Genomic DNA, 25,786 nt, shown 5'->3' with positions numbered 1-25,786 from the left:
CTCTTTTTTACCGCTTTCGACCGAGAAGATCGAACCGTCAAACCGAGCCAAACCACCTGCCCTGCCGACTTCTTCCGGACTTCGATGAACTGAAGCCCTGCACCGCCAGAAAACATCTAACTCATTGAAACTCAAGGAGTTTTACGTTTCGACTGCGCCGGAAGTGGGGCGAATTATAGAGACTCAGAATCTGCCGTCAACCCTTAATTACGCTTTTCTATCCATACGCGACATCCGCCAAAATGAAATCCACCTTATATATAGACGCTGCCATTGAAAGTGCGCAGTATATTGCTCAACACAATCACCTTCACTGCCCTTACTTTGGACAAGCCTCCGTAATGAATTCCCCACATCGCAGCCTGGCCTCCACTATGTACCCGGTTGCCCTGCTTCTAATTGCCATGGCATCCATCCAGTCCGGAGCGTCCCTGGCCAAAAGTATGTTTCCGGTAATAGGCGCCCAAGGCACAACGACGTTACGACTCATTTTTGCCAGCATCATCATGCTGTTGCTACTGCGTCCCTGGCGCGCCAAGCTGACAGCCCAGTCCCTGCGCACCGTGGTTGTCTACGGGATGGCACTGGGCGGCATGAACTTCCTCTTCTATATGTCAGTCCGCACGACGCCGCTGGGAATCGCTGTGGCGTTGGAGTTTACCGGCCCCTTGGCGGTGGCTATTTATAATTCACGCCGAGCAATCGACTTCCTTTGGATTGCCCTGGCGGTCACCGGCCTGCTCCTGCTGATACCGACGGGAGCCACCACCGCCAGCATCGACCCAGTCGGCGCCGGCTACGCATTGGGCGCGGGCGTCTGCTGGGCGCTCTACATCCTGTTTGGCCAGAAAGCCGGGGCGGACAATGGCGTGCAGACTGCCGCGCTCGGGGTAGTAATCGCAGCCCTGTTCGTAGCCCCTATCGGCATCGTCCATGCCGGGGCCGCGCTGCTGACACCGAGCCTGATTCCTGTCGCCATTGGCGTGGCCATTCTCTCCACGGCCCTGCCCTACACCCTCGAAATGATCGCCTTGACCCGCCTGCCTGCCCGCACCTTCGGCACGCTGATGAGCGTCGAACCCGCCGTCGCCGCCCTTTCAGGGTTCGTATTCCTCCAAGAGCACTTGTCCCTGGCCCAATGGATGGCGATTGGCTGCATCATTCTTGCGTCAATCGGTGCAACCCTGACCCTCAATAACGCCGTAAAGCCCGCCATTGCGGCTGATTGAAGGAGGATTTAAAGAAGCTCTGGTATTTGCCGCGCATTTAGGCCATGTTTAGGTCCGTAACCCAATGTCAAACATGGAATTTTTCATACAGGACGTCACGAACGCTTCAAGCGCAAGCGAATGTAGTCATACGTGGACAGAGATCCACGACGGCGTTAAGGACGGGAATGAAACGAATCTTGATATTGGTCGCCGTACTTGCAGTTGCGGGCTGCGCGGCGACAACGAAAACTGAAGTCAAACGCGGCAAGAAAGCTCTGCACATCAATTGCTCCGGCCTGACGTCGTCCTGGGACCAATGCGCCGCGAGTGCCGCCAACTCATGCGCCCCCAAGAACTACAAGGTCATCGCCAAGTCGGGGGACGCGGTCGAAGAGCCAGGGGATTACCCTTTCGGGCTCAATCCCGCCGGCTACACCAGCCGCAGCATGATCGTCATCTGCAAGTAGCGAACAGTCCTTAACCCACTCGCTGCTCGGCCATTCGACGGTTTATTTCCTCCTGGCAGGACTCGAGGACATTACGCTGGATTTGCGGCGTGACCAGCATCCGCGCAACAACCAGCGCCCCAACGCATTGCGCCAGAATGGCCCAGGCCAGGCTGTCGCTTTCCAGTATCCGCGCCCAGCTCTCATGCAGACGACAGATCCACGTTTGCGCAGCCTCTCGCACCTGCACATCCGAGCGTGCGATTTCAGCGCCGAGCACCGGCAGTGCGCAACCGGCCTCAGGTCGTTCGACATGACTCATGCTCAGGTACTGCTTGAGACAACGCTCCAACCTGGCCGAGTCCAGGACATGATCACCGCTCAGACGTTCCAGGCTTTGGGTCAGCTCCCGCTCGACAATGGCCTTGAAAAGCTCGTCCTTGGAGGAAAAATGACTATAGAACGCCCCGCCGCTCAATCCGATCGCCTTCATCAAGCCATCAACGCCCACTGTCGAAAAACCGGCTTTCTTGGCGGATACGGCGCTGCTGGCCAGCAGCTTTTCCCGGGTTTCCATTTTGTGATTGGCTGAATAACGCATGAATCCTGCCTCTGCTCGCTCAACTTGACGTACACCGGAGCGTAGCATAACGTTCGTTCAGTTAACGATCGTTTACCAATGAGGTGAATCATGGATAACAAGAAGGTCGTACTGGTTGTTGGCGCGGGGGATGCCACGGGCGGCGCAATTGCAAAACGTTTCGCGCGGGAAGGATTCATAGCGTGCGTGACCCGCCGTAGCGCCGACAAACTCGCCCCGTTGGTCGAAGCGATACGCGCCCAGGGTGGCGAAGCCCACGGCTATGCTTGTGACGCGCGCCAGGAAGACGACGTGATCGCGCTCATCGAGCAAATCGAGACCCAGATCGGCCCCATCGAGGCGTTTGTCTTCAACATCGGCGCCAACGTGCCCTGCAGCATTCTGGAAGAGACCGCGCGTAAATATTTCAAGATCTGGGAGATGGCCTGCTTCTCAGGTTTTCTCAACGCCCGGGAAGTGGCGAAACGCATGGTCAAGCGCCAACGCGGGACCATCCTGTTTACCGGCGCCACCGCGGGCTTGCGGGGCGCCTCGGGGTTCGCCGCGTTCGCCGGGGCCAAACACGGCGTCCGTGCATTGGCCCAAAGTATGGCTCGGGAACTGGGCCCCCTGAATGTCCATGTGGCACATGTGGTGGTGGACGGCGCCATCGACACCGATTTTATCCGCGATAATTTTCCAGAAAAATATGCGACCAGGGCTGAAGACGGCATCCTCGATCCCGAACACATCGCCGAAAACTATTGGTACCTGCATACCCAACCACGCGACGCCTGGACCTTCGAGCTGGACCTGCGCCCCTGGAACGAACGCTGGTAAGCCCCCCATAACAACAAGAGAGCTGTGACCATGAGCAAATCGGTGGAGTTTTTCTTTGATCTTGGCAGCCCGGCGACCTACCTGGCGTATACCCAACTCCCGCAGCTTTGCGCGCACGCCGACAGCGAACTGGTCTACCGCCCCATGTTGCTCGGGGGGGTCTTCAAGGCAACGGGCAATGCATCGCCGATTACCGTGCCGGCCAAAGGCGCGCATATGGCCAAAGACCTGGATCGCTTCGCCAAGCGTTACGGCGTGGCTTTCAGGCTCAATCCGTACTTTCCGATCAACACGCTGTCGTTGATGCGCGCCATTACCGGCATGCAACTGCGTCATCCTGAACGTTTCACGGCGTTCATCGATTGTCTGTTCCATGCCCTATGGGTCGACGCCCGCGACCTCAGCCATCCGCCGACCGTAGCTGCGGTGATGCAGGGAGGTGGTTTCGACCCAGGCCATGTGCTGGCGCTGACGACTGACGAGCAGGTCAAGGAAGCACTCAAGGCCACCACCGACGAAGCCATTGCCCGTGGCGTGTTCGGTGCCCCGAGCATGTTCGTCGGTGATGAACTGTTCTTTGGCCAGGATCGCCTGGACTTCGTCCGAGAAGCCCTCGGCTGATCCCCGGCGTCAGACTGCCGCCGTGCGCGTGTGCAGCCATTGCAGTGCGCTGCCTTCCAGCAACGGGCTCAGGCGACGCTGAACCTCGGCATGATAGGCATTGAGCCAGGCCTTTTCATCCTGGGTCAGCAACGACGGTTCCAGGCAACGCGTGTCGATCGGACACAGGGTCAGGGTTTCAAACTCAAGGAATTCACCGAACTCACTGCTCCCCGCCTCGCGGTTCAAGGCCAGGTTCTCGATGCGCACCCCCCAGCGTCCCGGACGATAAGTCCCCGGCTCGATGGAGGTAATCATGCCTGGCTGCATGGCCGTCTGCGGCGTGGGAGCCGCCTGGTAGGCGATGACCTGCGGTCCCTCGTGAACATTCAGGAAATAACCGACACCGTGACCGGTACCGTGACCGTAATCCACCTGTTCGGCCCAGATCGGCGCCCGTGCGATGGCATCCAGCAGCGGCGACAGAATGCCACGCGGGAATCGAGCCCTGGACAAGGCAATTACCCCTTTCAACACACGCGTGCAGTCACGTTTCTGCTCAGTGTTGGGCGTTCCGACCGGGACCATGCGGGTGATGTCGGTGGTGCCACCCAGGTATTGGCCACCCGAGTCGATCAACAACAACCCATCGCCCTCGATGACCGCATGGGCTTCTTCCGTGGCGTGGTAATGGGGCATCGCACCGTTGGCGTTGAAAGCGGCAATGGTGTTGAAGCTCAGGGAGACAAAATCCGGCCGGCGTTTGCGAGCCGCGGTCAGGTGTTCATCGATGGTCAGTTCAGTGATGCGCTCGCGACCCCAGGCACTTTCCAACCAGGCGAAAAACTCACAGAGCGCTGCGCCATCCTGCTCCATCGCGCGACGGATATGCTCGGCGTCGGCCAGGCTCTTGCAGGACTTGGCCAGCGTCGTGGGATTGAGCCCTTCCACCAGCTTCACGCCACTGCCCAGGTTATCCAGCAAACCGACTGTAACCCGGGCCGGATCGACCAGCAGGCTCGCGCCACCCGGCACGTCACGTAACGCGCTCGCTGCTTCGCTGTAATCACGCAGGGTTACGCCGTCCTGCTCCAGGACCGCACGCAACGGGCCATCGACCTTGTCCAGGGCCACGAACAAGGTTGCCTGCTGCTGGCTGATCAAGGCAAACGAGACAAACACGGGATTGAACGACACATCCGCACCGCGCAGGTTGAACAACCAGGCAATGTCGTCCAGCGTGGCGATGAAGTGCCAGTCGGCACCACGCGCCTTGAGGGTTTCACGCAGCTTGGCGAGTTTCTCGACCCGGCTGACGGTCGCCTGGGGTGGGAGGTGTGCGTATACCGGCTGGTCAGGCAGGCTTGGACGATCGGGCCAAGCCTCATCCAGCAGATCGATGTCGGTGCGCAAACGCGCGCCTCGCTCCGCGAGCTTGCTGCCCAAGGTTCGGGCCGACGCCACAGCCATTACCGCGCCATCGACCGCGACCACCCCGCCTTCAGGCGTCTGTTCGGCCAGCCAGTCCAGGGGGCCGGGTTGGCCCGGAATGAGCTTGACCAGTTCAATACCACTGCCCTTCAGTTCCTGAGTGGCCTGTTCCCAATAACGACTGTCGGCCCAGACCCCGGCGAAGTCCTTCGTCACGATCAAGGTCCCGACCGAGCCATGGAAGCCCGACAACCACTGCCGGCCCTGCCAATAGCCCGGCAGGTATTCCGACAGATGCGGATCAGCCGACGGCACCAGCAGCGCGTGGATGCCCTCCCGGCTCATCAGTTGGCGGATTCGCACCAGACGCTGGGGAACCAGTCCATGGGTCAAAGGCTCGGTACTCATCGTTTCTCCTGTCTATCAATATTATTGTTCGAGGCCCAGGCAACCGGCTCAGGGGCTACTGACCCAGAATGCCGGTGCCGCGACGCAGGCGGCCTTGATCAGCCGCACGGCCTCGTCGATATCCTGTTCACGGGTAAAGCGCCCCAGGCTCAGGCGAATGGTCCGCCCAGCCGCGCAAGCATCGAGCCCCAAGGCCAGCAGCACATGGGACGGTGTGTTGTTCGCCGAGTTGCAGGCTGATGTGGCGGAAAAAGCGAGCGAAGCGCCCAACGCGGCCGGGTTGAACTCACCTTCATGGAACGTCAGGCTCAACGTATGGGGAATGCGCTGGGTCGCACTGCCGTTGATGCATACACCGGGCAGGGCCAGCAACGGCTCAAGCAAACGATTGCGCAAACGGGTGATTTTGTCGAGCTCGTCGTCGAACGACTGGGCCGCCAGCTCGAAAGCCGCGCCCATGGCCGCGATCTGGTGAGTCGCCAGGGTGCCCGAGCGAAAACCGCCTTCGTGCCCGCCCCCATGGATCTGCGCCGACAGGCGCGGTCGGGCACGGTCGCCGACGTAGAGCGCGCCGATGCCTTTGGGGCCATAGATCTTGTGCGCGGAAAAGGACATCAGGTCCACCGGCCAGCGGGCCAAGTCAATCCAGACCTTGCCCGCGCCCTGGGCAGCATCCACATGGAACAACGCGCCGTGGCCACGGACAAGCTCGCCGATGGCCGCAACGTCATTGACGGTGCCCAGCTCGTTGTTCACCAGCATCAGCGACACCAGGAAGGTGTCCTCGCGCAGGGCTTCGCGGACAGCGTGCGGACTGATCAGGCCATCGGCATCCGGAGCCAGCCAGGTCACCGCGACGCCGCTCTCTTCGAGCTGCCGGGCCGTATCGAGAATCGCCTTGTGTTCGATCAGGCTGGTGATGACATGACCGCCGGACGCCCCGCGCGCCTGGGCCACACCCTTGAGGGCCAGGTTGTTGGATTCGGTGGCGCCGGAAGTCCAGACGATCTGCTGCGCCTGTGCTCCCACCAACTGCGCCACCTGCTGACGCGCCCGTTCCACCGAGCGCCGGGCCTCCTGTCCGAAGGCATGGGAGCTGGAGGCCGGATTGCCGAAGTTGCCGTCGAAGCCCAGGCATTCGACCATGACCTGGATGACCCGCTCATCCACCGGTGTAGTGGCGGCGTAATCGAAATATAAAGGACGTTTATTCATGGAAAACTCGCAGAGCCTGTTCCGGGATCGAGCGCTCTCGTTGGGTTCGAGGTTACTACCCGATCAACCTTAAAGAAGTGAGACTTCATTTAAAAGTGCGTAGGAACGCTCCTGAACAGCGAGCTTAGCAGGCATCCAGTCGAAGCTCAGCCCCTCATCTCATGCTTTCGAGCAATAACGGATACAGCGAGGCCACCAGTAACAACGCCATTGCCCAGTTGAACAGACGCAGCCAGCGACGATCACGCAGCAGATTGCGCAACAGGCTGCCGCAGACCACCCACAGGCTGACACTGGGCAGATTGATCAGGGCGAAAACGGCCGCGATCACCACCACATTGAAAAAGTAGCCTTGCAGCGGCGTGTAGGTGCTGATGGCACCGATGGCCATGATCCAGGCCTTGGGATTGACCCATTGGAATGCCGCGGCGCCCCAATAGCTGATTGGCGTGCGTTTCCCTGACTCGCTCTCGGATACCGGACCGGAGTGGGCAATTTTCCACGCCAGGTACAACAGGTACGCCGCGCCAACGTAGCGCAGTACGGTGTACAGCAGCGGATACGCCTGGAACACCGCGCCCAGGCCAAAGCCCACCGCCAGCACCAGGACAAAGAAACCGCAGCTGATGCCCAGCATATGAGGGATGGTGCGGTTGAAGCCGAAATTCACGCCCGAAGCCAACAACATGGTGTTGTTGGGGCCCGGTGTGATCGAGGTGACAAGGGCAAACAGGGCGAAGCCCAGCAGCAGGTCCAGCGAAAGGGTCATGGCGGTCAGTCCGTCGTGTGGTCAGGTGATGACCCTACTCTTGGTCCTGTCGCAAACCCATGGACAGTTAGGTAAAACTTCCGGCGGTACAGTCTCTCAGCTTGGCTTTCCGGGCAGTTGCACGGGTTGGCCGGCGCTCATTTCACCGCGATCGTCAAAACCAGTGTTTTTCTGCGACGGCCCAAGCAGCTCGGCTTTTTTCGCGTGGTACTCGTCGAACGACAGGCCCCGGCGATTCAGGGCTTCAAGGGCCAGTTCGCGGGTTTCTTCGGCGGTGTAGGGACGCAGTTCAGGTGACGAGGCGGCGCAACCGCTCAATACGACGGCGACCAACAGCAGCGAAACGGCAAGGATACGATTCATGACAAGTGTCCGGTGTCGTGGGGCGATGAACAAAGGCTACCCGCCGGCCCTGTACGGCAGAAATCAACCCTCTTGATAGTGGGTATCGCCCCTCCGGATCCCTCATTACCCTCAACCAACCAGCTGACACTGCAGCGCATTATCCGGGCTGCGTTCGATGCTGCGGATTACCTGGAACGAGCCGAACGTCACGGCTTTGGCCCGGTGAGCCTGAATCAGCCGCCAGAAATCCTGCTCGCCGCTTTCAAACCGTCGAAACGCCGCCTCACCCGCTTCCCGGGTTTGCCATTGCAAATAGTTGAGCACGCGCCTGCCGTCCTCGCTGACCTGGATGCTGGCACTCAGGAAGCCCTGATGATCCTGCGCCAGGCGCTCGGTCTGTTCCGACAGGGCTGTAACCAGCGCCTGTTGCCAGTGAGGCTCGATGTCGAATTCGATCAGCTGGGTGAAACTGCGATTGTTCCTTGTCGATTGCATGAAAGGTCCTCGATACACGTCAGGTGAATCTTGCGATCCGAAGGCGTGCAGCGTAAAACCTCTACTTAAGTCAAGGTCAAGCAATGAATTCGCTATGACACAGATAGATGTCCATAAAGAACTCACCGTGGGCCAATTGGCTGCCCGCAGCGGCGTGGCCGTTACCGCCCTGCACTTCTATGAAGCCAAGGGGCTGATCAAAAGTACCCGCAATCAGGGTAACCAACGCCGCTATCCACGAGGAGTATTGCGGCGCGTGGCACTGATCAAGGTCGCCCAACGCCTGGGCATTCCCTTGGCGGAGATCGGCGAGGCGTTGAAGTCCTTGCCGGACAACCGCGCCCCAACGGCTGCCGATTGGCAGACCCTGTCGGCGCAGTGGAGCCAGAACCTGGATGAGCGCATCAACCAATTGATCGCATTGCGTGATCGGCTGAACGGTTGTATCGGTTGTGGATGCCTGTCGATGGAGGCCTGCCCGCTGCGCAACCAGGGCGATGTGCTAGGTGAACGTGGGCCGGGCGCGCATCTGCTGGAGCCGTGAGACGTTCGTCGGGACCTGGGGCGACTCGAAATCGCTGGCCTATAGTGAATGGGCGCAAATCGACGAAGCCTCTCTTCGCCCGATACAAAAAGGAGAAACGTCATGGGCGTCAAAGCCATTCCTGAAGGTTTCCACAGCATTACGCCCTACCTGGGCATTCATAAAGCCGCCGAAGCCATCGAGTTCTACAAAAAAGCCTTCAATGCCACTGAAGTGATGCGCCTGGCAATGCCTGACGGAGGTATCGGCCATGCCGAACTGCGGATCGGCGGCAGCCCGATCATGCTCGGCACACCCTGCGATCAAGGCCCGCTGCGCAATCCGGACCAATCGCCGTCAGTAGGCCTGCATTTATATGTCGAGGATGTGGACCGCATGTTTGCCCAGGCGATTGCCGCCGGCGGCACAGTGATTGCGGAGGTCAAGGATCAGTTCTATGGCGATCGCTCCGGCAGCTTGAAGGATCCCTATGGGCATGTGTGGTTCCTGGCCACGCACAAGGAAGATCTGACTCAGGAACAGATCGAGCAACGGGCCAGGGAGATGTTTCAACAGGGCTGAACCGGGCCCCTGCGAGTCACGCTGTGGGAGCGGGCTAGCGAATGCAGTGTGTCAGCCAATATCAAATACTGGTTGAACCATCGCATTCGCGAGCAAGCCCGCTCCCACAGGGGTAAAAAGGGTGTCAGAAGGTATTGGCCGGTACCCGCACGAACCCTTCCATCAACACCCGCGCGCTACGACTCATGATGGCTTTGGTCACCGTCCACTCGCCGTTGGCCTGGCGGGCTTCGGCGCCGACGCGCAAGGTGCCGGACGGGTGGCCGAAGCGCACGGCGTTGCGCTCGGTACCGCCGGCGGCCAGGTTTACCAAGGTGCCGGAAATGGCTGCCGCAGTGCCGATGGCGACGGCGGCGGTACCCATCATGGCGTGGTGGAGCTTGCCCATGGACAGCGCACGCACGAGCAAATCGACGTCCCCCGCCGCTACGTCTTTGCCACTCGAGGAAACGTAGTCCGCCGGCGGCGCGACAAACGCCACTTTCGGCGTGTGCTGGCGCTGGGCGGCTTCGTCCAGTTGCTTGATCAGCCCCATGCGCAGGGCACCGTGGGCGCGGATGGTCTCGAACATCGCCAGGGCCTTTGGATCACCGTTGATGGCGCCCTGCAACTCGGTGCCGGTATAGCCAATATCCTGCGCATTGATGAAAATCGTCGGGATCCCGGCGTTGATCAGGGTTGCCTTGAGCGTACCGACGCCGGGCACTTCCAGGTCGTCCACCAGGTTGCCGGTGGGAAACATCGAACCGCCCCCACCTTCCTCCTCGGCCGCCGGATCCATGAATTCCAGCTGCACTTCTGCCGCCGGGAAAGTGACCCCGTCGAGTTCGAAATCACCGGTTTCCTGCACCGCGCCATCGGTTATCGGCACATGGGCAATGATGGTCTTGCCGATGTTGGCCTGCCAGATCCGCACCACGGCCACGCCATTTTGTGGAATGCGGCCGGCCTCCACCAAGCCACTGTTGATAGCAAACGAACCCACCGCCGCCGACAGGTTGCCGCAGTTGCCGCTCCAGTCCACGAACGGCTTGTCGATGGACACCTGGCCGAACAGGTAATCGACATCGTGGTCGGCCCGGCTGCTCTTGGACAGAATCACCGTCTTGCTGGTGCTGGACGTCGCGCCGCCCATGCCGTCGATCTGTTTCTCGTACGGATCAGGGCTGCCGATGACCCGCAGCAGCAAGGCATCGCGCGCCGCGCCGGGGACACGGGCGGCTTCGGGCAGGTCCGTCAAATTGAAGAACACGCCCTTGCTGGTGCCCCCGCGCATGTAGGTGGCGGGGATTCGGATCTGTGGTGAAAAGCGCGGTGCGTGAGCCATGAAGCACCTACTCCTTATCGTGGGTTTAAACGGCAACCGCCGATTCAAGAAAGTCCTGGGCAAAGCGCTGCAACACGCCACCCGCTTCATAAATCGACACCTCTTCAGCCGTATCGAGACGGCAGGTCACCGGCACTTCAACGCGTTCGCCGTTCTTACGGGTGATGACCAGGGTCAGCATCGCGCGTGGGGTGCGCTCGCCAATCACGTCATAGATCTCGCTGCCATCGATGCCCAGGGTCTTGCGATCGGTGCCGGGCTTGAACTCCAACGGCAGCACGCCCATGCCCACCAGGTTGGTGCGATGGATGCGCTCGAAGCCTTCGGCGGCAATCGCCTCGACACCGGCCAGGCGTACGCCCTTGGCCGCCCAGTCCCGGGAGGAACCCTGGCCGTAGTCGGCACCGGCGATGATGATCAGCGGCTGCTTGCGTTCCATGTAGGTTTCGATGGCTTCCCACATGCGCATGACCTTACCTTCGGGCTCGACGCGCGCCAGGGAACCTTGCTTGACCTTGCCGTTTTCCTGGACCATTTCGTTGAACAGTTTCGGGTTGGCGAAGGTGGCACGCTGGGCGGTCAAGTGGTCGCCCCGGTGCGTGGCGTAGGAGTTGAAGTCCTCTTCCGGCAGGCCCATCTTCGCCAGGTATTCGCCGGCGGCGCTGTCCAGCATGATCGCATTGGACGGCGACAGGTGGTCGGTGGTGATGTTGTCCGGCAACACCGCAAGCGGGCGCATGCCCTTGAGCGGCCGCGCCCCCGCCAGCGCCCCTTCCCAATACGGCGGACGACGGATGTAGGTGCTTTGCGGACGCCAGTCGTACAGCGGCGTGACTTTCGGCCCGCTGTCTTCCTGAATGGCGAACATCGGGATGTACACCTGGCGGAACTGTTCCGGCTTCACCGCGGCCTTGACCACCGCTTCGATTTCCTCGTCACTCGGCCAGATGTCCTTGAGACGGATTTCCCGACCGTCCACCACGCCCAGCACGTCCTTCTCAATGTCGAAACGGATGGTCCCGGCGATGGCGTAGGCCACCACCAAGGGCGGCGAAGCGAGGAACGCCTGCTTGGCGTATGGATGGATACGTCCATCGAAGTTGCGGTTACCCGACAGCACGGCGGTGGCGTACAGGTCGCGGTCGATGATTTCCTGCTGGATCGCCGGGTCCAGCGCGCCAGACATGCCGTTGCAGGTAGTACAGGCGAAGGCCACCACGCCGAAGCCCAATTGTTCCAGCTCCTTGGTCAGGCCGGCTTCATCCAGGTACAGCGCCACGGTTTTCGAACCCGGTGCCAGGGACGACTTGACCCACGGTTTGCGGGCCAGGCCCAGGCGATTGGCATTGCGCGCCAGGAGGCCTGCGGCAATGACGTTGCGCGGGTTGCTGGTGTTGGTGCAGCTGGTGATGGCGGCGATGATCACCGCGCCGTCGGGCATCTGCCCCGGTACTTCGGTCCATTGCCCGGCGATGCCGTTGGCCGCCAGATCGGCAGTCGCGACGCGGGCATGGGGGTTGCTCGGCCCGGCCATGTTGCGCACCACCGAGGACAGATCGAAGGTCAGGCCACGCTCGTACTGCGCGCCCTTGAGGCTGTCGGCCCACAGGCCCACGTGCCTGGCATAGGTTTCCACCAACTGCACCTGGGCGTCTTCGCGGCCGGTGAGCTTCAGGTAGTCGATGGTCTGCTGGTCGATGTAGAACATCGCCGCCGTGGCGCCGTATTCCGGGGCCATGTTGGAAATGGTGGCGCGGTCGCCCAGGGTCAGCGCCTGGGCGCCTTCACCGAAAAACTCCAGCCAGGCGCCGACGACCTTCTGCTTGCGCAGGAACTCGGTCAGCGCCAGCACCATGTCGGTGGCCGTGATGCCCGGTTGCAACTTGCCGGTCAGCTCGACACCGACGATTTCCGGCAGGCGCATCCACGACGCGCGACCGAGCATGACGCTCTCGGCTTCCAGCCCACCAACGCCGATGGCGATCACGCCCAAGGCGTCGACATGGGGCGTATGGCTGTCGGTGCCCACGCAGGTGTCGGGGAAGGCGACGCCGTCCCGTTGCTGGATCACCGGGGACATTTTCTCCAGGTTGATCTGGTGCATGATCCCGTTGCCCGGTGGAATCACGTCGACGTTCTTGAAGGCCTTTTTGGTCCAGTTGATGAAGTGGAAGCGGTCTTCGTTGCGGCGGTCTTCAATGACGCGATTCTTGGCGAATGCCTGGGGGTCGAAGCCGGCGCTTTCCACTGCCAGGGAGTGGTCGACGATCAGTTGGGTCGGCACCACCGGGTTGACCTGGGCCGGGTCGCCGCCTTGCTGGGCGATGGCGTCGCGCAGACCGGCCAGGTCCACCAGGGCGGTCTGGCCGAGAATGTCATGACAGACCACCCGGGCCGGGAACCATGGGAAGTCCAGGTCGCGCTTGCGCTCGATCAGTTGCAGCAACGACTCGCCCAAGGTGGCCGGGTCGCAGCGACGTACCAGGTTTTCCGCCAGCACGCGCGAGGTGTACGGCAGGCCGTCGTAGGCACCGGGGCGGATCGCATCCACGGCACCGCGAACGTCGAAATAATCCAGCGAAGTGCCGGACAGCGGTTTGCGAAATTCTGTGTTCATCGTCAGGACTCGGTCACGGTGGGTTCAGAAGGGGCTGGCGCAGCCGTTGAAGTGAACTCGATCAGCTGTGGGAGCGGGCTTGCTCGCGAAGGCGGTGCATCAGTCGACATCGATGTTGAATGTCTGTCCGTCTTCGCGAGCAAGCCCGCTCCCACATGGAGGGTCGGTTCCTTCAGTCGCTACGTCAGCGCCCTCCAGCTCAGCGTTGTTCGATTGGCACGAACTTGCGCTGTTCGACGCCGGTGTATTCGGCGCTCGGTCGGATGATGCGGTTGTTGGCGCGTTGCTCGAACACGTGGGCGGCCCAGCCGGTCAGGCGCGAGCAGACAAAGATCGGCGTGAACAGCTTGGTCGGGATGCCCATGAAGTGGTACGCCGAGGCATGGTAGAAGTCGGCGTTGGGGAACAGTTTCTTTTGTTCCCACATAGTCTTGTCGATGGCTTCGGAGACCGGGAACAGCACAGTGTCGCCCACTTCATCGGCGAGTTTTTTCGACCAGCCCTTGATCACCTCGTTGCGCGGGTCGTTGTCCTTATAGATCGCGTGGCCGAAGCCCATGATCTTGTCCTTGCGCGCAAGCATCGCCAGGGTGCCCTTGATCGCCGCTTCCGGCGAGTCGAAGCGCTCGATCATTTCCATCGCCGCTTCGTTGGCACCGCCATGCAATGGGCCTCGCAGCGAACCGATGGCGGCAGTGATGCAGGAGAACAGGTCCGACAGCGTGGAGGCGCAGACCCGGGCGGTGAAGGTCGAGGCGTTGAACTCATGCTCGGCGTAGAGAATCAGCGATACGTTCATCACCTTGACGTGCAACTCGCTCGGTTTCTTGCCGTGCAGCAGGTGCAGGAAATGTCCGCCGATGGATGCTTCGTCGGTCACGCATTCGATGCGCTGGCCCTGGTGGCTGAAGCGATACCAGTAGCACATGATCGCCGGGAACGCAGCGAGCAGGCGGTCGGTCTTGTCGTGCTGTTCGGCAAAGCTTGCCTCGGGTTCCAGGTTGCCGAGAAACGAGCAACCGGTGCGCATCACGTCCATCGGATGGGCGTCGGCGGGAATGCGCTCCAGCACTTCCTTCAGAGCCTGGGGCAGATCGCGCAACTGACGCAGTTTGCGGACATAGCCATCCAGTTGTGCCTGGGTCGGCAGCTCGCCGTACAGCAACAGGTAGGCCACTTCTTCGAATTGCGCATCAGCCGCCAAATCGCGGACGTCGTAACCGCGATAGGTCAGGCCGGCACCGGACTGGCCCACGGTGGACAAGGCGGTTTGCCCGGCTACCTGGCCACGGAGCCCGGCGCCACTGAGTACTTTTGCTTCGGCCATTTGCTGTCTCCAATCTTGGATTTGTTAGGGATCGCGACTTACTTCTTCGCAGCGAACAACGCATCGAGCTTCTGCTCGAAGGTGTGGTAGTCGATGCGATCGTAGAGCTCCATGCGGGTCTGCATGGTGTCGATGACATTCTGTTGCGTGCCGTCGCGGCGGATCGCGGTGTAGACGTTTTCGGCGGCCTTGTTCATGGCGCGGAACGCCGACAGCGGGTACAGCACCAGGGACACGTCGGCACCGGCCAGTTGTTCGGTGGTGTACAGCGGCGTCGCGCCGAACTCGGTGATGTTGGCCAGGATCGGCGCCTTCACGCGGCTGGCGAACAGCTTGTACATCTCCAGTTCGGTAATCGCTTCGGGGAAAACCATGTCGGCACCGGCCTCGATGCAGGCGGCCGCACGGTCCAGCGCGGACTCCAGGCCTTCCACTGCCAAGGCATCGGTGCGGGCCATGATCACGAAGCTGTCGTCGGTGCGGGCATCGAGGGCGGCCTTGATACGGTCGACCATTTCCTGCTGCGAGACGATTTCCTTGTTCGGCCGATGGCCGCAACGCTTGGCGCCGACCTGGTCTTCGATGTGGATCGCCGCCGCACCGAACTTGCTCATCGACTTGACGGTGCGGGCCACGTTGAACGCCGAGGAACCGAAACCGGTGTCCACGTCCACCAGCAACGGCAGGTCGCACACGTCGGTGATCCGGCGCACATCGGTCAGCACGTCATCCAGGCCGGTGATGCCCAGGTCCGGCACGCCGAGAGAACCGGCCGCCACGCCACCGCCCGACAGGTAGATCGCCTTGAAGCCGGCGCGCTTGGCCAGCAACGCATGGTTGGCGTTGATCGTGCCGACCACCTGCAACGGATGTTCGCTGGCGACCGCGTCGCGGAATCGCTGGCCTGGAGTGCTGTTGCTCATGACTCACCTCGTTCAGTGGCGGCGCTGTCCTGGAAATGGCGCGCGATGTTGCGTTTGGAAGCGCCGATGTGCCGGCGCATCAATAATTCAGCCAGTTCGCCATCACGGTCGGCGATGGCATCGAGAATCCGGTGGTGCTCGGCAAAGGCCTGGCGCGGACGGTTAGGCGTGGTGGAAAACTGGATGCGGTACATGCGCACCAGTTGATACAGCTCGCCGCAGAGCATTTGCGTCAGGGTGCGGTTGCCGCTGCCCTGGATGATCCGATAGTGAAAGTCGAAATCGCCTTCCTGTTGGTAATAGCCGACACCAGCCTGGAATGCCGCGTCGCGCTCGTGGGTTTCCAGTACCTGACGCAGCTCTTGGATTTCCGCCAGGGTCATGCGCTCTGCCGCCAAGCGGCAGGCCATGCCCTCCAGGGACTCGCGGATTTCGTAGAGTTCCAGCAGCTCGGCATGGCTCAAGGAAACCACCCGAGCCCCTACATGCGGCACCCGTACCAGCAGGCGCTGGCCTTCCAGGCGATGGATGGCTTCGCGCAGCGGGCCCCGGCTGATGCCGTAGGTGCGCGCCAGCTCGGGCTCGGAAATCTTGCTGCCAGGGGCGATCTCGCCTTTGACGATGGCGGCCTGGATACGCCGGAAGACGTTTTCGGAAAGGGTTTCCGAATCGTCCTGGGCCGGCACCGGCGCTTCGAGCTGATCGAGCATATTGTCGACACCTTTTTAATCAATATGGCAAAAAGTACCCAAACATAACGTAAACGTCAAAACAAAAAACAACATTGTCGACAATCTTCCAATAAACACCTTCTACACAACCGCCCCTTGGCCGGGTTTGCAACGTCCGGTCGGCGGTGGCGTCAGAAAACCACCGTGCTAGAATGCCGCGCTGTTTGCCGCTCTCCTGCTCTAATAGAGAGAAGGCTACCGAAGGAGCTTGTGCAGTAATGCCAGGGCCTGAACCGATAAACGGAACGCCGTGCACCAGGATCTATGACATTCAAGCCCTTATCCGCTGTCCTCTGCTTCATGTGCCTGCCGGGGCTCGCCGCGGCGGGTGAAAAGACCGTGTACGGCCTCAACGAATACGCAGCGCTGCAGGGCATCGACCTGGAGGTGGCCGCCAAGCTGGACACCGGTGCCAAGACCGCCTCCCTCAGTGCCCGCGATATCAAGCGCTTCAAGCGCAATGGCGAATCCTGGGTGCGTTTCTATCTCGCCATCGACGCGGCCCATTCGCACCCCATCGAACGTCCGCTGGCCCGGGTCAGCAAGATCAAACGCCGCGCCGGTGACTACGACCCGGAAGAAGGCAAGAAATACACGGCCCGGCCGGTCATCGAACTGGATATCTGCATGGGCTCGGCCCTGCGCAGCATCGAAGTGAACCTGACCGACCGCAGCGCCTTCCAATACCCGTTGCTGATCGGTTCCGAGGCGCTCAAGCGCTTCGACGCACTGGTCGACCCCAGCCTCAAATACGCTGCCGGCAAACCCGCCTGCACCACTGCCGCTCTTACCGCAGAGTAATTTCCAATGCGCTCCCTTACCCTCCATTTGAAAATGCTGATCGCCATCCTGGTGGTGCTGGGCCTGTCGGTGACGGCCTATCAGATTTTCGTGCTCGGCATCCCGGTGACCGAAGACGCCACGGACGACCTGTGGAACATCGACGCCAAGGTCGAGTTCGTGCCCAACGCCAAGGACCCGGTGAAGATCCAGATGTTCGTGCCGCCCCTGAGCCGCGACTATGTCAGCCTCAACGAGAGCTTCATTTCCAACAATTACGGCGTAGCGGTGAACCGGATCGACGGCAACCGCAAGGTGACGTGGTCGGCCCGCCGGGCCAAGGGCAACCAGACCCTCTATTACCGCCTGGTGCTGACCAAGCGCTACAGCGCCGACAAAACCAAGGTCAAGGGACCGACCTTCCGCGACAGCATCGCCATCGAAGGCCCGGAGAAGATCGCCGCCGAAGCCCTGCTCGCGCCGATCCGCCAGCACTCGGCCGACGTCGAGACCTTCATCAGCGAAGCCATCAAGCGGGTCAACAACCTCAACGACGACAATGTCAAACTGTTGCTGGCCGGCGACCCGTCTTCGAGCAACAAGGCCAGAATCGTCGAACTGGTGCTGTCCATCGCCCACGTGCCGGTGGAAAAGGTCCACACCATCCGCCTGGTGGCCGACCAGCCACAGACACCGGAACTGTGGCTGCGCAGCTTCAACGGCACCGACTGGCTGTATTTCAACCCGGACACCGGCGAACAGGGCCTGCCCACCGACCGTCTGCTGTGGTGGACCGGCGATGAGAACCTGATCACCGTCGATGGGGGCAAGAAAGCCACCGTCACCTTCAGCATGAACAACAGCGAGATGAACGCCATTCGCCTGGCCAAGCTGACGGACGAGAACACCGACGCCAACTTCCTCGAATATTCGCTCTACGGCCTGCCCCTGCAAACTCAGCAGACGTTCATGATCATGGTGATGATTCCCATCGGCGTGCTGGTGATCCTGGTCCTGCGCAACCTGATCGGCCTACAGACCCTGGGAACCTTTACCCCGGTGCTGATTGCCCTGGCTTTTCGCGAAACCCAGCTGGGCTTCGGGATCGTCCTGTTCACGGTGATCACGGCCCTGGGCCTGTCACTTCGCTCCTACCTGGAACACCTCAAGTTGCAGATGCTGCCGAGGCTTTCGGTGGTGCTGACGTTCGTGGTGGTGCTGATCGCCGCCATCAGCCTGTTCAGCCACAAGCTGGGCCTGGAGCGAGGCCTGTCGGTGGCGCTGTTCCCGATGGTGATCCTGACCATGACCATCGAACGCCTGTCCATCACCTGGGAAGAGCGCGGCGGCGGCCATGCCATGAAAGTCGCCATCGGCACCCTGTTCGCCGCATCCCTGGCGCACCTGATCATGAGCGTGCCGGAGCTGGTGTACTTCGTTTTCACTTTCCCGGCGATCCTGCTGATCCTGGTAGGCTTCATGCTTGCCATGGGTCGTTACCGCGGCTACCGCCTGACCGAGCTGGTACGGTTCAAGGCCTTCCTCAAGGCTGACTCGTAATGTTCGGTTTCTGGAAAACCTGGAAGGCCCTGGAAGCCCGGGGCATCATGGGCATCAACCGGCGCAATGCCGACTACGTGCTCAAATACAACAAGCGCAGCCTGTACCCCATCGTCGATGACAAGATCATCACCAAGGAACGGGCCATCGCCGCCGGCATCCACGTACCGGAACTGTACGGAATCATCTCCACCGAAAAGGAGATCGACAAACTCGACGGGATCATCGGCGGGCGCACCGACTTCGTGATCAAGCCCGCCCAGGGTGCCGGTGGCGACGGCATCATCGTGATTGCCGACCGCTTCGAAGGCCGCTATCGCACCGTGTCCGGCAAGATCATCAGCCATGAGGAAATCGAGCACCATATTTCCAGCATCCTCACCGGCCTGTATTCCTTGGGCGGACACCGTGACCGGGCGCTGATCGAATACCGCGTGGTGCCGGACCAGATCTTCAAGAGCATCAGCTACGAAGGCGTGCCGGACATCCGCATCATCGTGCTGATGGGCTATCCGGTGATGGCCATGCTGCGCCTGCCGACCCGCCAGTCGGGCGGCAAGGCCAACCTGCACCAAGGCGCTATCGGTGTAGGCGTGGACCTTGCCACCGGCCTGACGCTGCGCGGCACCTGGCTGAACAACATCATCGCCAAACACCCCGACACCACCAACGCGGTGGACGGCGTGCAACTGCCCTACTGGGACGGTTTCATGAAACTGGCTGCCGGCTGCTATGAGCTGTGCGGACTGGGCTACATCGGCGTGGACATGGTGCTGGACCAGGAAAAAGGGCCGTTGATCCTGGAACTGAACGCCCGGCCGGGGCTGAACATCCAGATCGCCAACGACTGCGGCCTGACCTTGCGCACCCATGCAGTAGAAGCACACCTGGAAGAGCTCAAGGCCCGGGGGGTGGTTGAGACCGTGGAGGAGCGGGTGGCGTTTGCCCAAAAGTTGTTTGGGCATATTCCGCCGGTTGAGGGCTGATCTCTCTAAACCTGCACACTGCAAATTATTTGGACCGGGGACATTGTGGACTTGTGGCGAGGGGATTTATCCCCTCGCCACAGAATGTTCTCATCACAAATACTTCCCCCAGTCATCATCGACAGCCACAGACGTGCCCATCTCCGACATCCCTCTAGGAGCAAATCCTACAGGGGATTACAATCGCTTCCCCGCCTGAATGGCTGACCCGCCCCGCCCATGCCAACCTGCTCCGTATACCCGCTGCCATACCGCACCAACCCCGCCGAGTATTTCGCGGCAATCCGTCATGCCCCGGGCAGCGTGCTGCTCGACAGTGGCCGGCCGAGTGCCGAGCGTGGGCGTTACGACCTGCTCAGCGCCTGGCCGCTGGCACAATTGGCGGTGTTGCCGAACGAGAGCGGCAGCGATTTCCTGCAACGCCTGCGCATTCAGCTGACGCAACTGGGCGACGCGGCGCTGCCGGCCACGGTGCAATTGCCCTTCGCCGGCGGCCTGATCGGCTACTTGAGTTACGACTTCGGTCGACGCCTAGAAACTTTACCGTCCCACGCCCAGGACGACCTGCAACTGCCCGACGCGCGTTTTGGCGTGTACGACTGGGCTTTGATCAGCGATCACCAGGCGGGCACCAGCCAACTGGTGTTCCATCCCCATTGCAGCGAAGACGAACGCCAACGCCTGATCGCCCTGTTCAGCCAGCCGACCACCGTCGCCGTTCCCCCGTTCAGCCTTGAAGGACCGATGACGCCGGACCTCAGCGCCGAAGCCTACCGACAATCGTTCGAACGCATCCAGGCGTATATCCAGGCCGGCGACTGCTATCAGGTCAACTTTGCCCAACGCTTCCGCACGCCCTGCCAGGGTGATGCCTGGGCCGCCTACCAGGCGCTGCGCACGGCATGCCCGACACCGTTTTCCGGTTTCCAGAGCCTGCCCGACGGCGGTGCGGTGCTGAGCCTGTCGCCGGAACGTTTCGTCAAAGTCAGCGAAGGCCAGGTGGAAACCCGGCCGATCAAGGGCACCCGCCCCCGCGGCACAACGCCCAAGGAAGACGCGGCCCACGCCGCCGAACTGCTGGCCAGCCCCAAGGACCGCGCGGAAAACCTGATGATCGTCGACCTGTTGCGCAACGACCTGGGCCGCACCTGCCGGACCGGCTCGGTGCGGGTGCCGGAACTGTTCAGCCTGGAAAGCTACCCGAACGTGCATCACCTGGTCAGCAGCGTGACCGGCGAACTGGCCGACGGCAAAGATGCCCTGGATCTGATCGCCGGCAGCTTCCCCGGCGGCTCCATCACCGGCGCCCCGAAGATCCGCGCCATGCAGATCATCGACGAACTCGAACCGACCCGGCGCGGACTTTATTGCGGTTCGTTGCTGTATCTGGACGTGCGCGGGGAAATGGACAGCTCCATCGCCATCCGCAGCTTGCTGGTCAAGGATGGACAGGTGTGTTGCTGGGGTGGCGGTGGGATTGTCGCGGATTCGGACTGGCAGGCGGAGTATCAGGAGTCGATTACCAAGGTCAAAGTGCTGCTCGATACTCTGCAGAGCCTTTGAGCATAGACACACAACCCTGTGGGAGCGGGCTTGCTCGCGAATACGGTGTGTCAGTCAACATCATCGTCACTGCCCCACCGCATTCGCGAGCAAGCCCGCTCCCACAGGGGATAGTGTTTACAGGCTCAGATTGCGGTTCGACGCCTTGATGAATTCCTGCTTCAACTCGGCAAAGCTGTGTACCGCCGGGAACTGCGGGAATTCCCTGATCACATTGTCCGGCGCATGGAACAGGATACCGGCGTCGGCTTCGCTGAGCATGGTGGTGTCGTTGTAGGAATCCCCCGCCGCAATCACCCGGTAATACAGGCTCTTGAAGGCCAGGACCGACTGCCTCTTGGGATCTTTCTGGCGCAGTTGATAGCCCGTCACCCGCCCACCTTCATCCGTGATCAGACGATGGCAGAGCAACGTCGGGAAACCCAATTGGCGCATCAAGGGTTGGGAAAATTCGTAGAACGTGTCGGAAAGAATCACCACCTGGAAGCGCTCGCGCAGCCAATCGACGAACTCGATGGCACCGTTCAGCGGCTGGAGCGTGGCAATGACCTCCTGTATGTCGGAGAGCTTGAGGCCATGTTCGTCGAGGATGCGCAACCGCTGCTTCATCAGCACGTCGTAGTCGGGAATGTCCCGAGTGGTTGCCCTGAGGGATTCAATCCCGGTTTTTTCGGCGAAGGCGATCCAGATTTCCGGGACCAGCACACCTTCCAGGTCAAGACAGGCAATTTCCACAAGACACTCCCATTTTCTGATGTTTATCGGTTGAGTGAACAAAAGGCCTGCCGACTCTAGCCGCAACGCACAGGAACGCGCCAGCCCCGGCCGGTTTTGTTACCATCAGCGTCCTATAGAGCGCGCAGCGCCACCGACCTGTAGGAAACCGCCTGATGAGCCCATCGTTTGATGTCGTGGAACTCGCCACGACCTATGCCAACAAGTCTCCACAAGACATCCTCAAGCTGGCTTTCGCCGAATTCGGCGATGACCTGTGGATATCTTTCAGCGGCGCCGAGGATGTGGTGCTGGTGGACATGGCCTGGAAGCTGAACAAGAACGTCAAGGTGTTCAGCCTCGACACCGGTCGCCTGCACCCGGAAACCTATCGGTTCATCGATCAGGTCCGAGAGCACTACAAGATCGATATCGAACTGATCTCACCGGACCATACGAAACTTGAGCCTTTCGTGAGGGAAAAGGGTCTGTTCAGTTTCTATAAGGACGGTCATGGCGAGTGCTGCGGCATCCGCAAGATCGAACCGCTGCGCCGCAAGCTGTCCGACGTTCGTGCCTGGGCCACCGGCCAGCGCCGCGACCAGAGCCCGGGCACTCGCAGCCAGGTGGCCGTGCTGGAAATCGACACGGCGTTCTCCACGCCGGAGCGTACCCTGTACAAATTCAACCCGCTGTCGCAGATGACCAGCGAGGAAGTCTGGGGCTACATCCGCATGCTGGAGTTGCCCTACAACAGCTTGCATGAGCGCGGCTTCATCAGCATCGGCTGCGAGCCCTGCACCCGCCCGGTATTGCCGAACCAGCACGAACGCGAAGGCCGCTGGTGGTGGGAAGAAGCAACGCAGAAGGAGTGCGGCCTGCACGCCGGCAACATCATCAGCAAATCCAAGGCTTGATATCGTAGCCGGTCTTCCTGTACACAAAAATGTCACTTCAGGTGGCATTTTTGTGTGCACTTCTTCATGCAATGCACCGAAAAGTTACACCATTGCGTTTCGCTCGCTGCCCCTCCCGTCTCTGCTGCCAATCTTCAAAAAATAAATACCTGTTCAAACAGTCAATTTATAAGCGCCAAATTTCATAGAGTTATCTAAAAATTGATAACTAATCGAAATCAAGATAACTGCTGTTAGATCTTTGCTTGGCACAAATCTGGCTTGAGACGACAAGTGTTTTGTATACAAACCAAATAAAACATACACACACTTTAGATCCGCAAGCCTGAAGCGCCCTATCCCGTACAGGCTGCAGATGCCCCATCACCAATGATGCTTGCCGCGCCGCGACGAAGATTGCCGAGCCCACGCTCATGCACAGTCATCGCTGCGCCGAGAATCAGGAGCCTGCCGGAATGCGTACAAGTCTCTCCAACAACATCGCGCTGGATCTACCCTCACCCACCACTGCCTTCGATGATCAAAGCACCGCCACCCTGGCCTTGAGTCCGAGGCTGCACAACAAGGATCTGGCACCGACCAAGGCCGAAGGTCGACGCTGGGGGCGCTACAGCATCTTTGCCCTGTGGACCAACGACGTACACAACATCGCCAACTACTCCTTCGCCATCGGCCTGTATGCGCTGGGCCTGGGTGGCTGGCAGATCCTCCTGTCCCTGGGGATCGGCGCGGCCCTGGTGTACGGTTTCATGAACCTGTCCGGCTACATGGGCCAGAAGACCGGAGTGCCTTTCCCGGTGATCAGCCGGATCAGCTTCGGCATCCATGGCGCACAGATTCCCGCATTGATCAGGGCCGTCATCGCCATCGCTTGGTTTGGCATTCAGACCTATCTCGCGTCGGTGGTTTTCCGAGTGTTGCTGACGGCGATTCATCCAGGCTTCGCCGACTACGACCACAATTCGATCCTTGGCCTGTCGAGCCTGGGCTGGGTGTGTTTCGTGGCGATCTGGTTCGTGCAACTGTTGATCCTGGCCTACGGCATGGAAACGGTGCGCCGTTACGAAGGCTTCGCCGGGCCGGTAATCCTGGTGACCGTCGCGGCCCTGGCCGGATGGATGTACACCCAGGCCGATGCAACCACTGCCTGGTCGATCCGCGAACCGCTGACCGGCGGCGAGATGTGGCGCAATATCTTCGCCGGCGGCGCGCTGTGGCTGGCGATCTACGGCACGCTGGTGCTCAACTTCTGTGACTTCGCCCGCTCTTCCCCGTGCCGTCGGACCATCATCGTCGGCAACTTCTGGGGGCTGCCGGTGAATATCCTGGTGTTTGCCGCCATCACGGTCCTTTTGTGCGGTGCGCAGTTCCAGATCAACGGACAGATCATCGAGAGCCCGACCCAGGTCATCGCCTCGATCCCCAACACCTTTTTTCTGGTGCTCGGTTGCCTGGCGTTCCTGATCGTCACCGTGGCGGTGAACATCATGGCCAACTTCGTCGCCCCGGCCTTCGTGCTTAGCAACCTGGCGCCCAAGTACCTGAACTTCCGCCGCGCCGGCTTGATCAGCGCCGCCATCGCCGTGTTGATCCTGCCGTGGAACCTCTATAACAGCCCGCTGGTGATCGTGTACTTCCTGTCCGGGCTCGGTGCCCTGCTCGGCCCGCTGTACGGCGTGATCATGGTCGACTACTGGCTGTTGCGAAAAGGCCGCATCAACGTGCCGCAGTTGTACAGCGAGGACCCGAACGGTGCGTACTTCTACAGCAACGGGGTCAACCTGCGGGCCGTGGCGGCATTCATTCCGGCGGCCTTGATCGCGATCGTCCTCGCGCTGGTGCCCGGCTTCGCCAGCGTTTCACCGTTCTCCTGGCTGATCGGCGCTTCGATTGCCGGCCTGCTGTACCTGATCATCGCCAAGCGCCAAGCGTATTACGAAGACGTCAGCGGTGAATCCATCGCTGTGGATAACGTCAGCCATTGATCGTTCAAGGCGGCCCACCGATGCGGGCCGCCGTCTTTTCTGCGTTAAAGGAAACTGCTCATGCGAATTCTCGTGGTCAACGTCAACACCACCGAATCCATTACCAAAGCCATCGCCCGGCAAGCCCAGGCCGTGGCCGCACCCGGCACCGAAATCGTCGGGCTCACACCGCATTTCGGTGCCGACTCGATTGAAGGCAATTTCGAAAGTTACCTGGCCGCCATCGCCGTGATGGATCGGGTGATGTCCTACGACCAACCGTTCGACGCAGTGATCCAGGCCGGCTATGGCGAACACGGCCGAGAAGGTCTGCAGGAACTGCTCGACGTCCCGGTGGTGGACATCACCGACGCGGGCGCCAGCACCGCCATGTTCCTCGGCCATGCCTATTCGGTGGTCACCACCCTGGACCGCACCGTGCCACTGATCGAAGACCGTCTCAAGCTGTCCGGCCTGTACGACCGCTGTGCCTCGGTGCGGGCCAGTGGCCTGGCGGTATTGGAGTTAGAGGAAGACCCGCAGCGGGCAGTCGAAACCATCGTCCGCCAGGCCGAGCTGGCGGTCAGCCAAGACAAGGCCGAAGTCATCTGTCTGGGTTGTGGCGGCATGGCCGGGCTCGATGAGCAGATCCGCCAACGCACCGGGGTGCCGGTGGTCGATGGGGTGACAGCGGCGGTGACCATTGCCGAATCCCTGGTGCGGCTGGGGCTGTCGACATCGAAGGTGCGCACTTATGCGACGCCTCGGCCCAAGACCCTCACTGGTTGGCCGGGGCGGTTCGGGCGCTGAGTTTACAGCTCTGAACCGTGTTGTCCCCATCGCGAGCAGGCTCGCTTGTATGGTAGGACTTGAAGGGAGGAAGAGGGACAAGGCTCGATTCTGACTGTTAGCCGCAGTACAGACCGTGGGAG

25 protein-coding genes are annotated in these 25,786 nt (G+C 60.9%); 13 read left to right on the top strand and 12 right to left on the bottom strand.

What is annotated here, in order from left to right; translation table 11 throughout:
- Positions 1 to 341 precede the first annotated feature (341 nt).
- Together rhtA and FBY02_RS26970 are read left to right on the top strand one after the other, a co-directional pair.
- Positions 342 to 1,229 (top strand): threonine/homoserine exporter RhtA, encoded by an 888-nt coding sequence (gene rhtA, locus FBY02_RS26975; RefSeq protein ID WP_144931441.1) that lies wholly within the window; start codon positions 342 to 344, stop codon positions 1,227 to 1,229.
- Positions 1,230 to 1,396: 167 nt separating this feature from the next.
- Complete coding sequence (locus FBY02_RS26970) at positions 1,397 to 1,678, top strand: hypothetical protein (RefSeq protein WP_144931440.1); 282 nt, start codon at positions 1,397 to 1,399, stop codon at positions 1,676 to 1,678.
- Between the two features lie 10 nt (positions 1,679 to 1,688).
- Here FBY02_RS26970 and FBY02_RS26965 read toward each other — a convergent pair whose 3' ends face one another.
- Positions 1,689 to 2,258 (bottom strand): TetR/AcrR family transcriptional regulator, encoded by a 570-nt coding sequence (locus FBY02_RS26965; protein WP_144931438.1) that lies wholly within the window; start codon positions 2,256 to 2,258, stop codon positions 1,689 to 1,691.
- A 90-nt stretch (positions 2,259 to 2,348) separates the two neighbouring features.
- On the opposite strand from FBY02_RS26965, the gene FBY02_RS26960 reads away from it, so the two are divergent.
- Both FBY02_RS26960 and FBY02_RS26955 read left to right on the top strand, forming a co-directional pair.
- A complete protein-coding gene (locus tag FBY02_RS26960; protein WP_144931436.1) occupies positions 2,349 to 3,077 on the top strand; it encodes an SDR family oxidoreductase in 729 nt (242 codons plus the stop codon).
- A gap of 30 nt (positions 3,078 to 3,107) precedes the next feature.
- Positions 3,108 to 3,698 carry a 2-hydroxychromene-2-carboxylate isomerase gene (locus tag FBY02_RS26955; protein WP_144931434.1) on the top strand — a complete coding sequence of 197 codons (591 nt, stop codon included), beginning with the start codon at positions 3,108 to 3,110 and terminating at the stop codon, positions 3,696 to 3,698.
- 9 nt (positions 3,699 to 3,707) lie between these two features.
- Here the strand turns inward: FBY02_RS26955 and FBY02_RS26950 are convergent, their stop codons facing one another.
- The 5 genes from FBY02_RS26950 to FBY02_RS26930 form a co-directional block, all read right to left on the bottom strand.
- Positions 3,708 to 5,516: an aminopeptidase P family protein gene (locus tag FBY02_RS26950; RefSeq protein ID WP_144931432.1), complete on the bottom strand. Its 1,809-nt coding sequence runs from the start codon at positions 5,514 to 5,516 to the stop codon at positions 3,708 to 3,710.
- 48 nt (positions 5,517 to 5,564) lie between these two features.
- A complete protein-coding gene (locus FBY02_RS26945; protein ID WP_144931430.1) occupies positions 5,565 to 6,731 on the bottom strand; it encodes a cysteine desulfurase family protein in 1,167 nt (388 codons plus the stop codon).
- 154 nt (positions 6,732 to 6,885) lie between these two features.
- Positions 6,886 to 7,500: a LysE family translocator gene (locus FBY02_RS26940; protein WP_144931428.1), complete on the bottom strand. Its 615-nt coding sequence runs from the start codon at positions 7,498 to 7,500 to the stop codon at positions 6,886 to 6,888.
- A 96-nt stretch (positions 7,501 to 7,596) separates the two neighbouring features.
- On the bottom strand, positions 7,597 to 7,863 hold the full coding sequence (locus FBY02_RS26935) for a hypothetical protein (protein ID WP_144931426.1): 267 nt from the start codon (positions 7,861 to 7,863) through the stop codon (positions 7,597 to 7,599).
- A 111-nt stretch (positions 7,864 to 7,974) separates the two neighbouring features.
- Positions 7,975 to 8,340, bottom strand: a complete 366-nt coding sequence (locus FBY02_RS26930) for an antibiotic biosynthesis monooxygenase (RefSeq protein WP_144931423.1) — start codon at positions 8,338 to 8,340, stop codon at positions 7,975 to 7,977.
- Positions 8,341 to 8,434: 94 nt separating this feature from the next.
- On the opposite strand from FBY02_RS26930, the gene soxR reads away from it, so the two are divergent.
- Positions 8,435 to 8,884 (top strand): redox-sensitive transcriptional activator SoxR, encoded by a 450-nt coding sequence (gene soxR, locus FBY02_RS26925; protein WP_144931421.1) that lies wholly within the window; start codon positions 8,435 to 8,437, stop codon positions 8,882 to 8,884.
- 102 nt (positions 8,885 to 8,986) lie between these two features.
- Complete coding sequence (locus tag FBY02_RS26920; RefSeq protein ID WP_144931419.1) at positions 8,987 to 9,445, top strand: VOC family protein; 459 nt, start codon at positions 8,987 to 8,989, stop codon at positions 9,443 to 9,445.
- Between the two features lie 124 nt (positions 9,446 to 9,569).
- Here the strand turns inward: FBY02_RS26920 and prpF are convergent, their stop codons facing one another.
- The 5 genes from prpF to FBY02_RS26890 all read right to left on the bottom strand — a co-directional run bounded on the left by prpF (position 9,570) and on the right by FBY02_RS26890 (position 16,349).
- On the bottom strand, positions 9,570 to 10,772 hold the full coding sequence (prpF, locus tag FBY02_RS26915; RefSeq protein WP_144931418.1) for a 2-methylaconitate cis-trans isomerase PrpF: 1,203 nt from the start codon (positions 10,770 to 10,772) through the stop codon (positions 9,570 to 9,572).
- 25 nt (positions 10,773 to 10,797) lie between these two features.
- Entirely contained in the window at positions 10,798 to 13,389 is a 2,592-nt protein-coding gene (gene acnD / locus FBY02_RS26910; protein WP_144931416.1) for a Fe/S-dependent 2-methylisocitrate dehydratase AcnD, read from the bottom strand.
- Positions 13,390 to 13,588: 199 nt separating this feature from the next.
- Positions 13,589 to 14,716 (bottom strand): 2-methylcitrate synthase, encoded by a 1,128-nt coding sequence (prpC, locus tag FBY02_RS26900; RefSeq protein WP_144931414.1) that lies wholly within the window; start codon positions 14,714 to 14,716, stop codon positions 13,589 to 13,591.
- Between the two features lie 38 nt (positions 14,717 to 14,754).
- Positions 14,755 to 15,639 carry a methylisocitrate lyase gene (gene prpB / locus FBY02_RS26895; protein ID WP_144931412.1) on the bottom strand — a complete coding sequence of 295 codons (885 nt, stop codon included), beginning with the start codon at positions 15,637 to 15,639 and terminating at the stop codon, positions 14,755 to 14,757.
- Positions 15,636 to 16,349 (bottom strand): GntR family transcriptional regulator, encoded by a 714-nt coding sequence (locus tag FBY02_RS26890; RefSeq protein WP_144931410.1) that lies wholly within the window; start codon positions 16,347 to 16,349, stop codon positions 15,636 to 15,638. Before FBY02_RS26890 ends, prpB begins: the two co-directional genes overlap by 4 nt.
- 285 nt (positions 16,350 to 16,634) lie before the next feature.
- On the opposite strand from FBY02_RS26890, the gene FBY02_RS26885 reads away from it, so the two are divergent.
- The 4 genes from FBY02_RS26885 (at position 16,635) to pabB (ending at position 21,259) form a co-directional block, all read left to right on the top strand.
- Positions 16,635 to 17,171: an ATP-dependent zinc protease gene (locus FBY02_RS26885; RefSeq protein ID WP_047699233.1), complete on the top strand. Its 537-nt coding sequence runs from the start codon at positions 16,635 to 16,637 to the stop codon at positions 17,169 to 17,171.
- 6 nt (positions 17,172 to 17,177) lie between these two features.
- Positions 17,178 to 18,710, top strand: a complete 1,533-nt coding sequence (locus tag FBY02_RS26880; RefSeq protein ID WP_144931408.1) for an inactive transglutaminase family protein — start codon at positions 17,178 to 17,180, stop codon at positions 18,708 to 18,710.
- Positions 18,710 to 19,696 carry an alpha-L-glutamate ligase-like protein gene (locus FBY02_RS26875; RefSeq protein ID WP_144931406.1) on the top strand — a complete coding sequence of 329 codons (987 nt, stop codon included), beginning with the start codon at positions 18,710 to 18,712 and terminating at the stop codon, positions 19,694 to 19,696. Before FBY02_RS26880 ends, FBY02_RS26875 begins: the two co-directional genes overlap by 1 nt.
- Positions 19,697 to 19,915: 219 nt before the next feature.
- Positions 19,916 to 21,259 (top strand): aminodeoxychorismate synthase component I, encoded by a 1,344-nt coding sequence (pabB, locus tag FBY02_RS26870; RefSeq protein WP_144931404.1) that lies wholly within the window; start codon positions 19,916 to 19,918, stop codon positions 21,257 to 21,259.
- 117 nt (positions 21,260 to 21,376) lie between these two features.
- On the opposite strand, the gene thrH is transcribed toward pabB, so the two are convergent.
- Entirely contained in the window at positions 21,377 to 21,994 is a 618-nt protein-coding gene (gene thrH / locus FBY02_RS26865) for a bifunctional phosphoserine phosphatase/homoserine phosphotransferase ThrH (protein WP_144931402.1), read from the bottom strand.
- A 155-nt stretch (positions 21,995 to 22,149) separates the two neighbouring features.
- On the opposite strand from thrH, the gene FBY02_RS26860 reads away from it, so the two are divergent.
- From FBY02_RS26860 to FBY02_RS26850, 3 genes are all read left to right on the top strand, one after another.
- The gene (locus FBY02_RS26860; RefSeq protein WP_144931400.1) at positions 22,150 to 22,890 is read left to right on the top strand and encodes a phosphoadenylyl-sulfate reductase; all 741 of its coding nucleotides are present in this window, start codon (positions 22,150 to 22,152) and stop codon (positions 22,888 to 22,890) included.
- Between the two features lie 455 nt (positions 22,891 to 23,345).
- The gene (locus FBY02_RS26855) at positions 23,346 to 24,875 is read left to right on the top strand and encodes an NCS1 family nucleobase:cation symporter-1 (protein ID WP_144931399.1); all 1,530 of its coding nucleotides are present in this window, start codon (positions 23,346 to 23,348) and stop codon (positions 24,873 to 24,875) included.
- A 60-nt stretch (positions 24,876 to 24,935) separates the two neighbouring features.
- A complete protein-coding gene (locus FBY02_RS26850) occupies positions 24,936 to 25,664 on the top strand; it encodes an aspartate/glutamate racemase family protein (protein ID WP_144931397.1) in 729 nt (242 codons plus the stop codon).
- Positions 25,665 to 25,786 lie beyond the last annotated feature (122 nt).

Source organism: Pseudomonas sp. SJZ078 (assembly GCF_007828255.1).
Taxonomy (GTDB): Bacteria; Pseudomonadota; Gammaproteobacteria; order Pseudomonadales; family Pseudomonadaceae; genus Aquipseudomonas.
Note: the sequence above shows the minus strand (reverse complement) of the source record. Positions and strands in the feature narration are given on the sequence as shown.